Source organism: Streptomyces sp. NPDC007907, from assembly GCF_042959365.1.
In the GTDB taxonomy this organism is placed as follows: domain Bacteria; phylum Actinomycetota; class Actinomycetes; order Streptomycetales; family Streptomycetaceae; genus Streptomyces; species Streptomyces indiaensis.
The window spans coordinates 856,323-871,716 of record NZ_JBIBKR010000002.1; the positions used below are offsets into that span (position 1 = coordinate 856,323).

General features: G+C 71.0%; 12 protein-coding genes. 6 read left to right on the forward strand and 6 right to left on the reverse strand.

Annotation, left to right across the window (positions count from 1 at the left end):
• Positions 1-63: 63 nt before the first annotated feature.
• Positions 64-3,477 (forward strand): CHAT domain-containing protein, encoded by a 3,414-nt coding sequence (locus tag ACFZDI_RS10040; protein WP_391249119.1) that lies wholly within the window; start codon positions 64-66, stop codon positions 3,475-3,477.
• Between the two features lie 325 nt (positions 3,478-3,802).
• Here ACFZDI_RS10040 and ACFZDI_RS10045 read toward each other — a convergent pair whose 3' ends face one another.
• Positions 3,803-4,393, reverse strand: coding sequence for a hypothetical protein (locus tag ACFZDI_RS10045; protein WP_391249121.1), 591 nt, complete (start codon positions 4,391-4,393; stop codon positions 3,803-3,805).
• 141 nt (positions 4,394-4,534) lie between these two features.
• Positions 4,535-5,761, reverse strand: coding sequence for a magnesium transporter MgtE N-terminal domain-containing protein (locus ACFZDI_RS10050; RefSeq protein WP_391249124.1), 1,227 nt, complete (start codon positions 5,759-5,761; stop codon positions 4,535-4,537).
• Between the two features lie 181 nt (positions 5,762-5,942).
• On the opposite strand from ACFZDI_RS10050, the gene ACFZDI_RS10055 reads away from it, so the two are divergent.
• From ACFZDI_RS10055 to ACFZDI_RS10065, 3 genes are all read left to right on the forward strand, one after another.
• Positions 5,943-6,131, forward strand: coding sequence for a hypothetical protein (locus ACFZDI_RS10055; protein ID WP_234750266.1), 189 nt, complete (start codon positions 5,943-5,945; stop codon positions 6,129-6,131).
• 259 nt (positions 6,132-6,390) lie between these two features.
• Entirely contained in the window at positions 6,391-7,665 is a 1,275-nt protein-coding gene (locus tag ACFZDI_RS10060) for an NlpC/P60 family protein (RefSeq protein ID WP_391249126.1), read from the forward strand.
• A gap of 91 nt (positions 7,666-7,756) precedes the next feature.
• Complete coding sequence (locus ACFZDI_RS10065; RefSeq protein ID WP_234750102.1) at positions 7,757-7,993, forward strand: hypothetical protein; 237 nt, start codon at positions 7,757-7,759, stop codon at positions 7,991-7,993.
• Positions 7,994-8,048: 55 nt separating this feature from the next.
• On the opposite strand, the gene ACFZDI_RS10070 is transcribed toward ACFZDI_RS10065, so the two are convergent.
• Positions 8,049-9,113 (reverse strand): fatty acid desaturase, encoded by a 1,065-nt coding sequence (locus ACFZDI_RS10070; RefSeq protein ID WP_391249128.1) that lies wholly within the window; start codon positions 9,111-9,113, stop codon positions 8,049-8,051.
• Between the two features lie 157 nt (positions 9,114-9,270).
• Positions 9,271-10,794: an alpha/beta hydrolase gene (locus ACFZDI_RS10075; protein ID WP_391249130.1), complete on the reverse strand. Its 1,524-nt coding sequence runs from the start codon at positions 10,792-10,794 to the stop codon at positions 9,271-9,273.
• A gap of 122 nt (positions 10,795-10,916) precedes the next feature.
• On the opposite strand from ACFZDI_RS10075, the gene ACFZDI_RS10080 reads away from it, so the two are divergent.
• A complete protein-coding gene (locus ACFZDI_RS10080; protein ID WP_391249537.1) occupies positions 10,917-11,861 on the forward strand; it encodes a MerR family transcriptional regulator in 945 nt (314 codons plus the stop codon).
• Between the two features lie 72 nt (positions 11,862-11,933).
• On the opposite strand, the gene ACFZDI_RS10085 is transcribed toward ACFZDI_RS10080, so the two are convergent.
• Positions 11,934-12,737, reverse strand: coding sequence for a phosphatidate cytidylyltransferase (locus tag ACFZDI_RS10085; protein WP_234750105.1), 804 nt, complete (start codon positions 12,735-12,737; stop codon positions 11,934-11,936).
• Entirely contained in the window at positions 12,734-14,491 is a 1,758-nt protein-coding gene (locus tag ACFZDI_RS10090; RefSeq protein WP_391249131.1) for an aminotransferase class I/II-fold pyridoxal phosphate-dependent enzyme, read from the reverse strand. The genes ACFZDI_RS10085 and ACFZDI_RS10090 overlap by 4 nt, the downstream gene beginning before the upstream one ends.
• A 177-nt stretch (positions 14,492-14,668) precedes the next feature.
• Between ACFZDI_RS10090 and ACFZDI_RS10095 the strand changes: the two genes are divergently transcribed.
• Entirely contained in the window at positions 14,669-15,289 is a 621-nt protein-coding gene (locus ACFZDI_RS10095; protein ID WP_391249134.1) for a LysE family transporter, read from the forward strand.
• The last annotated feature ends 105 nt before the right edge of the window (positions 15,290-15,394 follow it).

Here is a 15,394-nt window from a genome sequence, read left to right on the forward strand (position 1 = left end):
TCACGGTCCGAGCAAAGGGTCATGCGTATCGGGTTGAGCTCAGGGGATAAGGATGCCGACTCCGTGGAGATCGTTCTCCGCGACGGCGCGCGGCGGGACAGCGCCTTGGTCCTCGTGCCCGAGCTGGAGATCAGTCCACAGGACCAGGAGGAGATCCGGTGGTACCTCGAGGACTACCGCGAGTTCCCGTCCGACCCGGCGCCGGTCATCGCCGCGCGCTGCTCTGTGCGCATCCACGAACTCGGTGAGGCGCTGTTCCGTGGGCTGTTCGACTCCTCGGAGGATGCCCGGGCGCTGTGGCGACGGGCCAGAGAACAGATGGGGGACCTTCGGGTCGAGGTCGGCTCCGATCTCAACGACCTGGTGGGTGTGCCGTTCGAACTGCTGCGGGCGCCCAACGGGCCCGTCCTGTCGCTGGCGGCCCGCTCGTTCACTCATGTGCTGCCGTCAGGACAAAACGCCCAAGAGCGCAGGACACCCAGCCATGGGGATGCGCTCAGAATCCTGCTCGTCATCTGTCGGCCATTGAACGAACGGGACGTGCCCTTCCGATCCGTCGCACGCCGGCTGCTCGGGTCCACCGAGCGGCGGGCGGACGTACACCTCCAGGTTCTGCGTCCGCCGACGTACGAGCAACTCGAACGCACCCTGCTGGCCGCCCGGCAGCGGGGCGAGCCCTTCCACATCGTCCATTTCGACGGACACGGCGTGTTTGGCTCCCTGCCGGGGCTGCCCGGGCAGCCCCCGCAGGGCGCGGCGTTGTTCGAGGACCCCGGTTCCGAGACGAACGCCCGTCGAGTCACCGGGGGAGAGTTCGGTGCGCTGCTCACTCGGGCCGGCGTGCCCGTCCTCATCGTGAACGCGTGCCGCTCGGACCGCGTCGACCCGAGCGCCCCCTACGCCCCCGCTCCTGTGGCGGACCCGGACTCCGGCCCACGACAGCCGCGGGGGTTCGGCTCTCTGGCACGCAACGCCCTGCGTGCGGGCCTCGACACCGTCGTGGCGATGCGTTACAACGTGTACGTCTCCGCTGCTGCCACCTTCGTGTCCGTGCTGTACGAACGGCTCGTGGACGGCGCCGAGGTGGCTGAGGCGGTGACGCAGGCCCGCACCGTCCTGGCCGTGCCGGGCGGATCGGGACCACGCACGGACGAGTGGCTGGTCCCCGTGGTGTACCAGCGCGGTCCCCTGCAACTGTTCGACGGGACGGGCCGACCAGCGGCCCTGTCCCGACCCGCGTCGCCGGGCCTGGCCACCCACCCCGGGGACACGTACCTGCCGCCCCCACCGGCCATCGGTTTCGTGGGCGGAGACGACACGATCATCGTGGTGGACCGGGCGTTCGACCGCCACCGGCCAGTGCTCTTGCACGGTGAGGTTGGGAGCGGCAAGACAGCCACGGCCACGGACTTCGCCCGCTGGTACCGCCGGACCGGAGGCGTGTCCGGGCCGGTGATCTTCACCTCCCTGCGGACCACCGGTTGCTTTGAGCTGGATGCCGTAGGGCGATGTCTGGAGACGCCACCGCTGCCGCCCTCCGACGCGGCATCACCGGCTTCCGTCCTGTGGATCTGGGACGACGCCGACTCAGCCGACACGTGGAGTTCCGCCGAGCGCGCCCACCTGGCCGGCCTGCTCGCCGACTTAGCCGGGGGGCCGGTACGGCTGTTGCTCACCGCCCGCTGCGAGATGTCCTGGTTACCGGGGCCACTCGAGCGCGTCGCAGTGAGGTCCCTGGGCGTTGCCGAACGGGCGGAACTGGCGGCACGCGTCTTGGGGCCGGACGTGCCTGCTCTGCCCGAGCCAGTGATCCGATTCAGCCAGGGGAATCCCATGGCCCTGCATGCCCTGTGCCGCCAGTTGCCCGACATGGAACGAGCAGGCGGGGTCGACGCCTGGCTGGAGACGCTGCACAGCGGCACCGGTCGACCGCTCCGCCCCGGAGAAGGGGCGCCGGACTCCGCTGCCATCACCCTGGCTCTGCGCGACAGCCTCGACGAGCGAGAACAGCGGGCGCTGAGCCTCCTGCTCTTCTTCCGCGCCACCGTCGCCGCCCTGCCGCTGTCGGATCTGACCCGGCGACTTCAATACACCCGTGCCGGCCGGTACGTACCTGCCCTGGACCGGGACAGCGCCGCCCGCCTCCTCGCCGCGGTGACGGCCCTGGGCTGGCTCCCCCCGATCAGCAGCGGCTGCCACGCGATCCACCCCTTGCTACCCACAGCTCTACGCCCGCTGCTGGAGGACTGGGTACACGACCTGTCGGCGACGGTACGCACAGTCCTCAGCGCAATTTACGATCAGTACGGGCACGCTCTGTTCCGCACGTACAACGAGGGAGGCAGAGCAGTCCTCGACCTCATCGCGCTGGAAGAGGACAACCTGCTTCAGGCACGAAGGTTCGCCCTGGAGCACGCACGCGCGGAAGAGGTCATGGGCCCGATGCAGGCGCTGCGCATGCTGTACTTGGAGAGAGGACGGCGGGAGCGGTGGCGCAGCCTGGTCGAGGGTCTGTCCCCCGTACTGCTCGTCCCCGGCTCCGGCACTCCACGCCCCGACCTGGTGTTCCGAGACCCCTCCCTCCATGCTGTCCTCGCCCAGTATCTGACCGAGACCGAGCGGGCGCGGCCCGATCACTCGGTCACGGGCCCGGAGCCAGGGCGTACGGACCGCGATCGAATGCCCGCCTCGTCGCGCACCGTGACCGGGGCGGACCCACGCCAGGACGTGCAGCGCTTGCTTGTCGAGAACACCGAGTCCAGTCTTCAGCGGGCGGTCGAACTCGCGCACCGCAGCGGCGACCGGACTCTCGAGGCAACAGCACGCATTCGGCTCGGCCACTGGTATCGGGCCCGGCGTTCCCCACGCTTCGAGGACATGGCGAAGGACTGCTTCGATCGGGGGGAAGCCCTGACGCGGGGGACCAATGACCACCTCACCCTGGCGCGCGCCTTGGACGGGTCGGGCGCCCTCCACGTACAGCGGGCGGGCCGACTCAGCGCCGAGCACCTGCAGGGGCTCGTCGAGTCCGGGGCACTCGACACGAGTCGCTCCGGCCGGGTCACCGTGCCCCTACCGAAGGAGGCGATTGCTGAACTGCTCCTGGCCCAGAGCTGCTACACCGAGGCGCTTGCCCTGTTCCCGGATGATGACGGAACCGCTCACCTCACGGCGTCCCTGCACCACCAACTCGGCGGGGTGTACCAGCGGATCGACGTGACAGACATGGCCGCCCGGCACTTCCGTCAGGCTGTCCGGGATCACGAGCGCGCGGGTCACACCGCTCGCGCCGCACAGAGTCGGATGGACTTCGCGGACTTTCTCGTGCACCGCGCCGGTCGGGTGGAAGATGCGCTCCTCTATGCGCAACAGGCCCTGCGCGATTTCCGGTTGCTCGCGGAGCCCTACCGCGCGCAGGCGGTGGAGGCTCAGCGTCTCGTCGACGAGCTGACGCGAACCGTGGGGGAATCATCGTGATCCTGCCCGAACCGGGATCCCCTCGTGGTTTCACGGATCCGACGGTGCTGGGGAACCTTCTCCCTCTTCCGCCCGCAGACGGCGCGCCTCCGCCAAGGCATGCTCCCTGTCCAAGCCGAGCAGCCTGGCGGCCGGAACGGTCGAGACCTCGCAGTTGTCCGCGTGGTCATACGAAGACTCTGCGACGATCTGGGCGCCGTCGATCCCCCACATGCGCCATTGAGGTTTGAAGGGCCGACCTCGGAAGAGCAACGGGCCTCCGCAGTCGCAGCAACGCGTGAACGCCGGACTTGGAGACGTCGCCGCGTACTGATCGTGCCGGTGATCAGTCATCAGGGTTTCCTCCTGCATTGGCACTTCGAGCCACTCGGACGAGAGCCCTGCGCACCCGCTCCTGGCGCAGGATCCACTCGAGCTCCGCCAGACTTCCCACCGCCGTCACGGTGACCGCTGCCCAACGGCAGGTGGCGTGCTCGAGGGACGCAGTTTCGGGCGGGGCCAGCACCAGTGTGACGCCCGTACCGAGCAGCACGATGCCCATGTTGTAGGCCGTGCTCCCTCGCCGGCTCATACGCCGCCACTCCGCGAGGTCTCGCCGCTGCGCCGAGCGAAGGGTCTCCTCGGTCGGCCGACGCGCGCCGGGCGGGTACCAGTCGTCGATATCGGCGGGGGAATAGAAGTGCCGACGAGCGTGGAACCCGTACTGCACGCTCGCGATCAGGACGACGAAGGCAAGAGTTAGCAGCAGCATCGCGGGGCCTGGCCAGCGGAACTTGTCACCATCGGAACCCAGTACGCCGACCGTGGCGATACAGGCTCCGGCAAGCAGTGGAGCTGCGACGAAGTGGGCTGCCTCGGAGGCGCTTCCGTATCCGAGCGGTGTCGGCTTTGCCCACTCCGATGGACTGTCGCTCACGTGGCGCGCCCCCTCGAGACCCAACGATGAGGACCCAGTGTCACCACGGAGGTGCTTTGTGTAAAGAGCGGACTCGGGCAGGCGCCCGCCGGGGCCGTGCTGCAACGCCCCGGTGGGGAAGTGGCGGTGGGGCCGCCTCGATCAGGCCTGGGTCTGCTGCCGTGGGTCGGGGAACGACGACCCCCACGTCCGTCGGGCGAGCGCGAGCACGTCAGCGGCGTGGGCGGGTTCCAGTGCTTCGATGGCTTCGGTCACACTGTCCTTGCCGATCGCCTTCATCCAGCCCCAGTAGCGTGGCTCGTCGGGTTCGATGAAACGGATCAGTTCGCCCCGCTGCACGGGGTCGACCATGCGGAACGTGGCGAAACGCTCTTCGTCGGTCGCGCGTTCCAGCATGGGGAACAGGCTGCCGGGGTCCTTCGCGTTCAGCACATCGACCGCCCACGCGGTGTCGGCGCAGGCGAGCAGGAGCCTGAGGAGTCGGTCCGACCACACGCGGGCGGCCATCCGCACGTCCATCGTCCGCAGCAGTTCGAGTGCGTCGTCGTCGCTCAGCTCAGCCAGCAGCCGGCTGACCAGGTGCGGGGCCAGGAACGTCAGGATCGTGTTGCGCTTGGACGCCGTCATCCGGATCAGAAGACCGGCGGCGGTCGCCTGGGGCAGTTCGGTCATCCGGGCAGCCGCAGCGTCCTCGGCCATGTCCGACACCAGGGAGAGGACCCTCTCCTCGTTCCACCGCGCCATGCACTCCGCGGCCACGTCCGGCGTCATCACCACCAGGATCGTTCTGGTCTGCTCGTGCGGCATCAGGGCCATCCGCGCGGACGCCGGGCCCGCGCCCAGAGCAGTGAGAATCGCTGCGGCCCGGTGGGGGCCCAGCGCCGTGAGCCGCTCGGCGGACTGGACGAGGGGGAGGGAAGCGATCCGCGCGGCGAGGACACCGTCCGTCGCCTCCGCATCCACCTCGTCCGCCGTCTCCGCACCGCCGTCGCCCGGAGGGGCTGCCGTGACGTGAGGGGCTGACCGCACCGGGTCCCAAGGATGCATGTAGCGATCGGCGTACGCACGCTGCCAAGCCGCCCGCCACCGGCTGATCTCATGTGCGGGACATCCGCAGACCGACACGAACGCCAAGACGGTGCTCAGGGCGGGCAGATGCCTGCCGGACATGGCGTTGCTGATGGTGCTGCGGGGGAGGGACGTGCCACCTTCAGCCGCCGAGGCCTCCATCCGGCGGAGAGTGGGCGCACCTGCCGCGAGGCGTAACAGGCGTAATTGGTAACCGAGTTCGGATACGCTGGTGACGGTCTCCGGATCCGGTCGCAGGTCCGGCCGGGCGGCGCCTCCCGCCGCCGACGGTGAAGTCACGTCCCGCACCTTCCCATCCTGTCCGACGCCTGACTCATCGTGTCCCATGGTGTCCCATGTCCGAGGTCTTCGTGCGGAAGAGACCGGAGTCGTCCCTGTTCCATGGATCGCGCCGGCGGTTCCCCCGTTTCCTGGGGGCGCGCCTGTTGTGGCCGCGTCGATTCAAGGGGGGGTCTTCCACATGTCCGGCACCCGGATGATCTGGCTGGCACTGATGCTGCAACTCGCAGTCGTCGTGGGCCTGGGTGGTGGTCTGCTCGCCCGGCTCGACGGTGCGACGCCCGCACACGCCGTGTTGGTCGGTGCCGGCGCGTTCTCCGGCACCATGCTGCTGCTGTTGACCATGGCGAGCTTCCTCGAACGCCGATAGGGCGTCACGCGCAGGCTCCAGGGCGGTTACAGAACGTCTCGGTGGCGCGGCGGGAGGGGTGAAGGTCACAGAAGCATATAGGGCATTCACGACTTCGATCTTCACGGAAGGCTCACAAGTTGGTTAAGTTGGTTACCGCCTGCACGACTTCTGCCGATGGACGGGTGGTTCTCGTGCGCTCTCGGACGGAAGGAGTGCCTCTCCATGGCGCTGGAACGAACCCCGCTCCCCGGAGTGACCCCCTTGGCTGGTGCCCGCGTTGGCCAGTGAGAGCGAGGCGCCGAGCCCCGAGGAGGTCCGGCGGCGGGTCAACAACCTCTACGACCGGGCCGAGAGCGATACGGGCACCTTCAACGCGACCCGCGCCCTCGCGATCCCGCGTCAACGGGGCGCGGCCGTCCAAAGCCGGTCCGAGGACGAGATGGAGCCGGCGGTCGGAAGCTTCGCCCGCCAGTGGTTCGACGCCGCCCGCGCCAAGTTCGGCCCGTCCGTGCCGGCCTGGCACGCGCAGCGAAAGGCGCCGGTCCGCCCCGACCGCGCGCCCCAGAAAGCACGTCCCGTGCGCCCCGCTGAGCGTCCCGAGGAACTCCGCGCCCTCGAAGCACCCAAGGCGTCCACCGGTGGTGCGCTGGAGCTGACCGCCGGATCGGTCCCGGCCCCGGCCCCGGCCACCGAACTCCTCCCCGAGCTCCCCGGCCCGCGTACCGCAGAGGCTGCGGAGGGCGAGCTCCGGCCGGTCGCAAGCGCACCGGCAGCCGAGGCACCGTCGGCCTTCGACGGCGATGGGGCGCCGTGGTCGCTGTACGAGCCCGCACCAACGCCCGTACCGGCAGCGCCCGCACCCGGGCCCGCCTGGGAGTCCGGCCCACAGCTCACCGCGCCGTACGCCGCGTCTCCGTCACTCGACCCCACCGCCTTCTACAGCGACGGTCGTTCGGTCGAAGTGACCGCCCCCTACAGTGAGGTGGGCTTGCCCGACATCCCGGCACCGTGGCCGGCGGCGACCGCCCTGGCGGAGGCGGCCACAGAGCCGGTCACTGCATCCGCCCCTGCCGCACTGGCAGTTGCCGCCGCCCCGCCCGCCCCGGAAAGCCTCGCCGCGCACCAACCGCCCTCCACCACCTACACACCGGGCGACTTCGCCGGTTCCTGGCCGGTGCCGGCCGGCGGCCACAGCACACAGGCCGAGCGGGTCATCGTCTTCGCCCGGGCGCAGATCGGTCGGCCCTGCGTGTGGGGTGCGGTCGGGCCCGGCTCGTACGACGCCCCCGGGCTCACGCAGGCCGCGTGGAAGGCTGTCGGTGTCATGCTTCCCCGGAGCACCCAGGCCCAGTGGGGGGCCGGAGTGCAGGTCTCGCTCGCCGATGTCCAGGTCGGCGACCTGGTCTTCTTCCATGACGACCTCAGTCACGTCGGCATCTGGAGCGGCGACGGCATGATGATCCACGCCCCGGGTCCGGGAGCGCTCATCTGTGAGGAGTCGGTGTTCTTCGCCGGCCAGGCGGCGATCAAGGGCGCGATCCGCCCGGTCTGACACCTGGCTTCGGCTGCCGACGGGCCTCGGGGGGAGAAGTGAGGGGCGAGATTCCGCCGTGTCCCTGAGGAAGCAGGGCACTTGAGGGCTCATGACAGTGCCCAAACCGTTGAAGATCGCCCTGTTCGTCGTGCTGGCCTACGCCCTGATCGTATTGATGCTGCGCTATCGAAGAGACGGCATGGACTGGGACCAGGCACTGCTGCTCGGTCTCCTCGTCACGCCCCTGGCCTTCCTGCTGTCGTGGGGTCGGGACCGGCTCATGGGCAAGGCACGGGGTGCGGGTGAACGGGCGCGGGCCCGCCGCCGAGGTGAAGCGGCGGAGTGACATCGGGCCGTACGCGCCCCTGATGGTGCCTGCCCATGCGGCCGAGGAGACCGGTTCAGCCGTCTGCCCGGGCACGCAGCGGCTCGCCGACGCTCCTGAGGTGACGCAGCGCCTCCCGGTGCGAGGCGATCAGCCCGGTCTGGTGGTAGGGGATGCCCAACTCCGCGCAGTACCGCTCGGTGATGACCTGGGCCCCGGCGAGCGCGGGTGTCGGCATGCTCGGGAAGAGGTGGTGCTCGATCTGGTAGTTGAGCCCGCCCATGAAGGCGTCGACCAGTGCGCCACCCCGGACGTTGCGTGAGGTGAGGACCTGGCGGCGCAGGAAGTCCAGCGAGGTCCCCTCCTCGATCATCGGCATCCCCTTGTGGTTGGGTGCGAACACCGAACCGAGGTAGATCCCGAACAGGCCTTGGTGGACGGCGAGGAAGAGAAGCGCCTTGGCGGGGGAGAGGACGGTGAACAGTCCCCCGAAGTACACCACGAAATGCGCCACCAGCAGGGAGCCTTCCAGTGCCGGCTTTTTCATCGACGGACTTTTCAGGGACCGGAAGCTGCTGAAGCTCAGGTTCAGCCCTTCCAGGGTCAACAGCGGGAAGAACAGCACGGCTTGGTGCTTTCCGATGAAACGCGGCAGACCCCGGGCGGTGCGCGCCTGCCGACGCGACCAGACGAGGATGTCCGGCGAGACGTCCGGGTCCTTTCCCTCGTGGTTGGGGTTCGCGTGGTGCCGGGTGTGCTTGTTCATCCACCACCCGTAGCTCATGCCCAGCAACAGGTCGGCGACCAGCAGTCCCCCCGCCTCACTGGACCGCCGACCGGAGAAGACCTGCCGGTGAGCGAGGTCGTGGGCGGCCAGTCCGAGCTGGCCGAAGACCACGGCCAGGGCGACGGCGACGAACAGCTGGCCCCAGGTGTCCCCCAGTGCGATGAACGCGCCGACGCACCCGGCGAGTGCGAGGGCGACCAGTCCGAAACGGACCGTGTAATACAGCGGACGGCGCCGGAGAAGCCCGGCCTCGGCTATGCGCCGTGACAATGCGGAGAAGTCACTCCCCTTGTTCTTCCTCTGTCGTTCTCCTCGCGTGGGCGGGCCTGCCGGAAGCACCAGTGAATGGGTCATGGTGCTCAGTATCGAAGTCACGCTCCGGCGGCAGAATGGTGTCCGCCCCCTGCATGAGGTGGTGCCAGCGCCGCCACGGTTGCGGGGGGAGAACCGCAGCAGGCCCGCCGCATCGCCTTCCGTCACGGCGCTGAGTCCGCCGCCGTGACCGGAGGAGTCACCCGGTCAGGTGGGTGACCACTGAGCGCATCACCCGGCGCACGGCAGGGACCGTCTCCTCCGGTGGGTCGATGGTTTCGAACCCGTGGTGGCCGTTGGGCACGTCGACCAGTTCGAGCCGCGCCGCGCACTCGTCGGCCGCGGTCACGAACGCGTCGACGGTCGCGGCGATCTCGGGTGACTCCAGCCCGGCACGGAGGACGACGACGGGCAGAGACCCGGCCTGTCGGATCGCCCTGGCGGGATGGAAGCGGCTGCCGGCCATGCCCCAGGCGGGAAGGGGAGCCAGGACGGGGTAGGAGGCGGCCAGGCAGCGCAGCCAGGCGGGCGGCTGTGCCAGCCAGTCCGCGGTGAGGGGGCCGCTGCCGGAGAAGAACCACAGGGCGACCCGGTCGGGGTCCACCCGGGGGTCGGCCCGCACCCTGTCCACCCCGGCGGCGATGTCCGCGGCGGCACGCTCGTAGTCCGCGACGTCGTGGAGACCGTGCTCGAGGCTCACGCCGACCATGCCCTCGGCGGCGGCCAGGCGGGCGTGTCCCATCAGGGTCGGCCACTCGCGCGGGCTCGGCCGGGCTCCCTCGGGCACCGGCCCGCCGTGCACGAACACCACGGCCGGTCGCGGGCCCTCGCCCTCGGGGACGTACAGATCGACAGGACCCTGGCGGTCGCGCGGCAGTTCGGGTACATCCACGGGGAACGGACGCAGATGGGCGGGCGTCGACGCGTCGTCGCCGGCCGGCCGCAGACGGTGCCCATCACCGGCAGCGGCCTGCAACAGCACCTCCGCCAGCGCGCCAGGACAGGACAACATCGGCCAGTGCCCGGTGGGCAGCTCGAAGAAGGTGACCTGAGGTTGCGTCAGGACGGCCAGCGCGGGATCGCCGAAGTCGACGAGCCTTTGCAGCATGTCGATGCTGGCACCGTTGCGGGTACACAGCACGCCGGTGACGGGAATCGCTGCCACCGCTCCGGTCAGCCGCAGTGGCTGGAACAGGGTGCCCAGCGGCTGCGGGACCGCCAGGGCGGTCAGCCGCGCCAGGTCCGCCTCACCGACGCCATCGGTGCTGCCCCAGCGTTCCCACTCCTCAAGGGCCGGTGGCGCCAGCACCCCCTCGCGCTCACCTGCCTCGGCCCGTTCGGCGAGCTGCGCACGCAGCACTTGGTCCGGCACGGCGGCCAGCGCCGGAACACCGTTCTGCGGCATCCCGCTGTCCAGACAGACGACCCGCGCGATGCGCTCCGCACGCCGGTCGGCGGCGCCGAGCACCGGGTGGATCCCGTAGTCGTGACCGACGAGCACGATCTGCCGCCCGGACGTCGCGTCCACCGCGTCGATCGCCGCGAGCACGTCCTCGATGTGCGTCTCCAGACCGACGTGCGGCGCCGTGGCGGACCGGTCCGGGTCGAGGTCCGTCAGCGGCACCACCTGTGCCGTGCCGCCCGCCGCGACCAGCCGCGCGGCCGTCTCCTGCCAGACATGGGTCCCGGTGAACGCACCCGCCACCATGATGAACACGTGCACAAAGTCCTCCCCGGACTGGTCTCGTGACGCGCGCCGGTCGCGTACGTCATCGTCCGCGGACCACGGCGTCTGCCCCGGCCCGCGTCCCGGTACCGTAGGAACTCCCCTAAAGGGAGGTTCAACTGTCCACTGCTCATGAGCTGTTGTGGAGCATCGGGGAGCTCGCCGAGCGCGCCGGTGCCACCGTGAAGACCGTCCGCTTCTACTCCGACCAAGGCCTGCTCCCGGAGGCCGCGCGCAGCAGTGGCGGGCACCGCCGCTACGGCCCCCCGGCCCTGGAACGTCTGCAGCTGATCCGTTCCCTGCGCTCCCTCGACCTGCCCCTGCCCGAGATACGCCGCGTCCTGGACGACGAGGAGGCAGCCGGCCGTGCGCTGGAGAGTGCCCTCGACAGCCGTCTGAGCGAGCTAGGCAGCGAACTGAAGACCCTGCGCTGGCGCGAGGCAGCACTCCAACTGGTGCGCGACTGCCCGCCGGGCCGGCGCGCCGGTCGGTTGCGGCTGCTCAGTGCGTTGAACACCCCGCCGAGCACCGCACCCCTGGCCAGGTTCTGGCGTGCCTGGCTGCCACCGCGTATGCCGCGCCGGGCCACCACGGCATTCCTGGAGGCGGCCGTCCCTCAGCCGCCGGACGAGCCGCACCCCTCTCAGGTACTGGCCTTCGCCCGGCTGCACGCGATGACGACCGCGCCCTGCCCGGACGGCCGGCAGCCCCAACCGGAGGTGCACCGAGTGGCGGGGGCCGACGGCGCCGTCGTGCTGTACGCGGGCCTCATCGAGGCCTTCGAACTCGCAACTCCCCATCTGCGCCGGGCACGTGCCCCGCAGCCGGGCGAGGCCCTGGACGCCTACGTCGCCGCGTACGCGAGCGCGTACCGCAGCCGCGACACCCAGCAGTTCCGCCGCTCGCTGGCCGCCCGCCTCTCCGCCGAAGCGCGCCTGAACCAGTACTGGGAACTGGCCGCCGTCGTCCTGACCCCGCCGGGCAGCAGCCCGCAGCCGACCCCGGGCTCCGCGGACGACTGGCTGCGCGCGGCGCTTAAGCTGGACAACGCCAGAGCAGCGTGAGCCCCGGGGGGCAGCAGCCCAGGTCCGGGATCGGCTACGGGCGCGCGGCCCGGTCCGTACACGCCGGCCCGCTCACCCCAGCACCACGACCACCGCCAACGCCCCCACGAGCGAGTCGATCCGGTCCAGCAGCCCCCCGGCCCCTGCCAGCCACCGGCCCGAGTCCTTGACCCCGGCACCGCGTTTGACCAGGGACTCCACCAGGTCGCCCACCGGCCCGCCGACGGCCACCGCCACCGCGGCCGGCCAGCTCCACGCCGACAGCAGCGCGAGGACGGCCAGACCCGCCGCCGCGCCGCACAGCGTTCCGCTCCACCGCTTCGCCGGGGACAGCGGCGACAACCGGGGACCGCCCAGGCGAGGTCCGGCGAAGTACGCCACCACGTCGGCGACCGACACCGCGGCGAACACCGCCAGACCGAGCGTCCCCAGCGGCGCCAACCCGGCCAGCACACCCAGCCACACCAAGCCGAGCAGACCGGTGCCGAGCCGCCGCAAGCCGTCCTCGGCATCACCGCTCACCAGCGGCAGGGCAACCAAAGCCAGGGCCACGACCCCACCCACCCGCCAGAGCTGGTCCGGCACCGACACCGCGGCGACGACCAACCCTGTCACACCTGCCGCGAGCACCACCCGGTCGGAACGAGGCAGCCGGGTCAGCGCGCCGAACTCCCACACGGCCACCACCGCGACAGCCCCGGCGAGCAGGGCGATCCCGGGCCGGCCCCACCAGAACGCGGCCGTCACCACCGGCACACCCACCGCCCACGCACACCACCGGACGACCAACTCCCGTCGTCGCGACGCCCCCACGAGCACACCGCTCACCAGCAACGCTCCGCCCAGCCATGGAGCCAGCGCGGCCACCGAGGTCACCGTGCCGCCCCGGCACCCGACAAAGCGGGGGAGTCCGCGTGCAGTTCACCGAGCGCGGCCCGGTAGGCGTCCACGATGCGGGCGTTCTCGCCGGTGTCACGGACCGCCACACGCACGGTGCGACCCTCGTACGACGACGACAGCGGTGACAGGTCCCGCAGGAACACACCGTGACGCCGGCACTCCGCGACCAGGGACGCGGCGCTCGCCCCGCCCTGCGGCAGGGTCAGCGTCAGGAAGTTGGCCACCGACTCCCCGACCGTGACCGAGGCGTCGACCGCGGCCAGGTCGGCGGCGAGCCGACGCCGCAGCTCGTGCGTACGCCGCAGCACGCCGGTGTAGTACGCCGGGTCGCGCAAGGCCGCCACGGCCGCGAGCTGAGCCGGCAGCCCGACCGCCCACGGCGGGGTCCACCGGCGCAGCTCCGCAGCCGTGTCCGCCTCGGCGACCAGATATGCGGCCCGCACACCGGACAGGGCGTACGTCTTCGACATCGAGGTGCAGACCACCACGCGCGGGTCCCTCGCGGCGAACGGGGCGAGCGACTCGGCGGGATCCACGTAGCCGAGGTACGCCTCGTCGACCCACCACCGGGTCCGTTCCGGGGCCGCGCTGATGACCGCACGCAGCTCCGCGGCCGGTGCGTGGCGGCCGGTCGGATTGTTCGGGTTGACCACGACGACCAGGTCGTACGACCCGTCGGCCGTGACCGCCGACAACCTGGCCGGGTCGATGCGCCAGCCCTCCTCGGGCCGCAGCCGGAACCGGTCCACGCGGCAGCCGATCACCCGCTCCGTGACATGGGCGTACTCGCCGTACCCCGGGTCCAGCAGCAGGACTCGGCTCGTCGGCGTCAGCCACCGGCCGAAGGCCCGGAAGATCAGGTCGGAGGAGCCGGCGCCGACCGCGAGCGTCTCCGGGGGCAGGCCGCGGACCGCGGCGAGCTCGGCGAGCAAGCCCTCCGCACCGGTCGGCGGTGAGGTGCGGGCGAGCCACCCGGCGTCCTCGGCGAGCACCGCGCGTACCCCGGGAGCCGGCGGGAACCAGGCGTCGAGCACGTCGGCCGCGACCACTTCGTGACGCCTCTCGAGCGTGCGGAAGTCCGCGCCGATCGCGGTGAACGAGGCCCCACCGTGCTCGCAGCCGTCCGGCCGGGGCGCGAACGGCGCGTCCAGCCGCCAGTCCACCCCGGCCGCCAACCGGGCCACGGTCGCCGCATGCCGACCCGCCGCGCCCCGCGACAGCTCCGCCACGTCAGCGGTGAGCACGTCGAATGCGACCGCCCCGCTGCGGACGGTACGGCCGACGGGACGCAGACCCGCCGCCCGGTACATGCCGATCAGATCGGCGCGGCCCATCGCCACCACCCGCCGCCCGCCCCGGGACGCGATCCAGCGCAGCGCCGCGTACATCAGCAGCCCGCCCGCCGCTCCGGACCGGGCGTGGGGTTCGACGGTGAGCAGGCGGACCTCGAAGACGTCGGCCTCGTCGAGGAGCGGCAGCTCCGCGCGGGTCAGGTACTTGTCCAGCCCGTACCGGCCGACCCAGGGGGGCGTCACGCTCACGAATCCGACGCGTTCCGCACCCCGCGCCGCGACCAGGTATACGTTGTCGCCGTCCAGGCCGTCGACCAGCCGCCCTTGCGCATTGGGTGCGTGCTGGCCCAACTCCTCCGCGTAGACGCGGTGCCGCAGTTCATGAATCCAGGGCATGTCGCCGGGAGTGGCGGAACGCAGAGTGAGGGCGCGGGCCATCTGAACCTCTTCGTAGGGAGACAAGGGCGGTCCAGTGTGGCTATGAGCAGCCCGTGGGGAGCAGGGGAGGACAGCTCGGACGGTTTGAGTACACGTACTCAGGCGCTTGCGCTCTCCTGTGAGATCACTTCCGCGGAGGGGATCCAGCCGCACGCGAGGTGGTGTGAGACTGAGGGCATGCTCATTCAGTTCCTCACGGCGGCCGGCGTCCTCGCCGTGCTGACCATGGTGCCCGAGCCGGACATGGCCGTCGTGACGAAGCGGGCGGTCGCTTCCGGGTGGCAGGACGGGCTGCGGACGGCCGGCGGCATCACCCTGGGGCTGATGATCTGGGGCCTTCTCACGGTCGTGGGCCTCGCCGCGGTGCTGGCCGCCTCGGCCACCGGCTACACGGTGATCAAACTGGCAGGAGCCGCCTACCTGGTCTTCCTCGGCGTCCAGGCGCTGCTGACCAGCCGACGTGCCCGGGTGCAGGTGACCGGCACCCTCCCCGGCGCCCCCGCGGGCAACCCCTGGCGGACCGGCCTGGTCACCAACGTCTTCAACCCCAAGATCGCCGTCTTCTACACCGGTCTGCTCCCGACGCTGGCCCCGACCGGGCTCTCCCCGCACACCGGTATGGCCATGCTGGTCCTCGTCCACGCGGCGTTGACCGCCGGGTGGCTCGGCGGCTACGTGATGCTGCTGGCCAGGGCGCGCGTCGTCCTCCAAAAGCCCCCCGTGCGCCGGGCCATGGACCGCGTCACCGGCGTCGTCCTGATCGGCTTCGGCCTGAAGGTCGCGACGACGCACCCCTGACCGGCAACGTCGATGGTGCTTCGCCCGGACGGCCGGTCCGGGGTCGGGAGCGTGACTCAGGCCCGGCGCACCGCGTGTCCCGGATACGTCACGAGAGGCTTGCCC

Excerpts from the sequence above, each read along its gene's own strand:
- ACFZDI_RS10055 (WP_234750266.1), top strand. The coding sequence starts at position 5,943 with ATGTCCGGCACCCGGATGATCTGGCTGGCACTGATGCTGCAACTCGCA.
- ACFZDI_RS10065 (WP_234750102.1), top strand. The coding sequence starts at position 7,757 with ATGACAGTGCCCAAACCGTTGAAGATCGCCCTGTTCGTCGTGCTGGCC.
- ACFZDI_RS10070 (WP_391249128.1), bottom strand. The coding sequence starts at position 9,113 with ATGACCCATTCACTGGTGCTTCCGGCAGGCCCGCCCACGCGAGGAGAA.
- ACFZDI_RS10090 (WP_391249131.1), bottom strand. The coding sequence starts at position 14,491 with ATGGCCCGCGCCCTCACTCTGCGTTCCGCCACTCCCGGCGACATGCCC.
- ACFZDI_RS10095 (WP_391249134.1), top strand. The coding sequence starts at position 14,669 with ATGCTCATTCAGTTCCTCACGGCGGCCGGCGTCCTCGCCGTGCTGACC.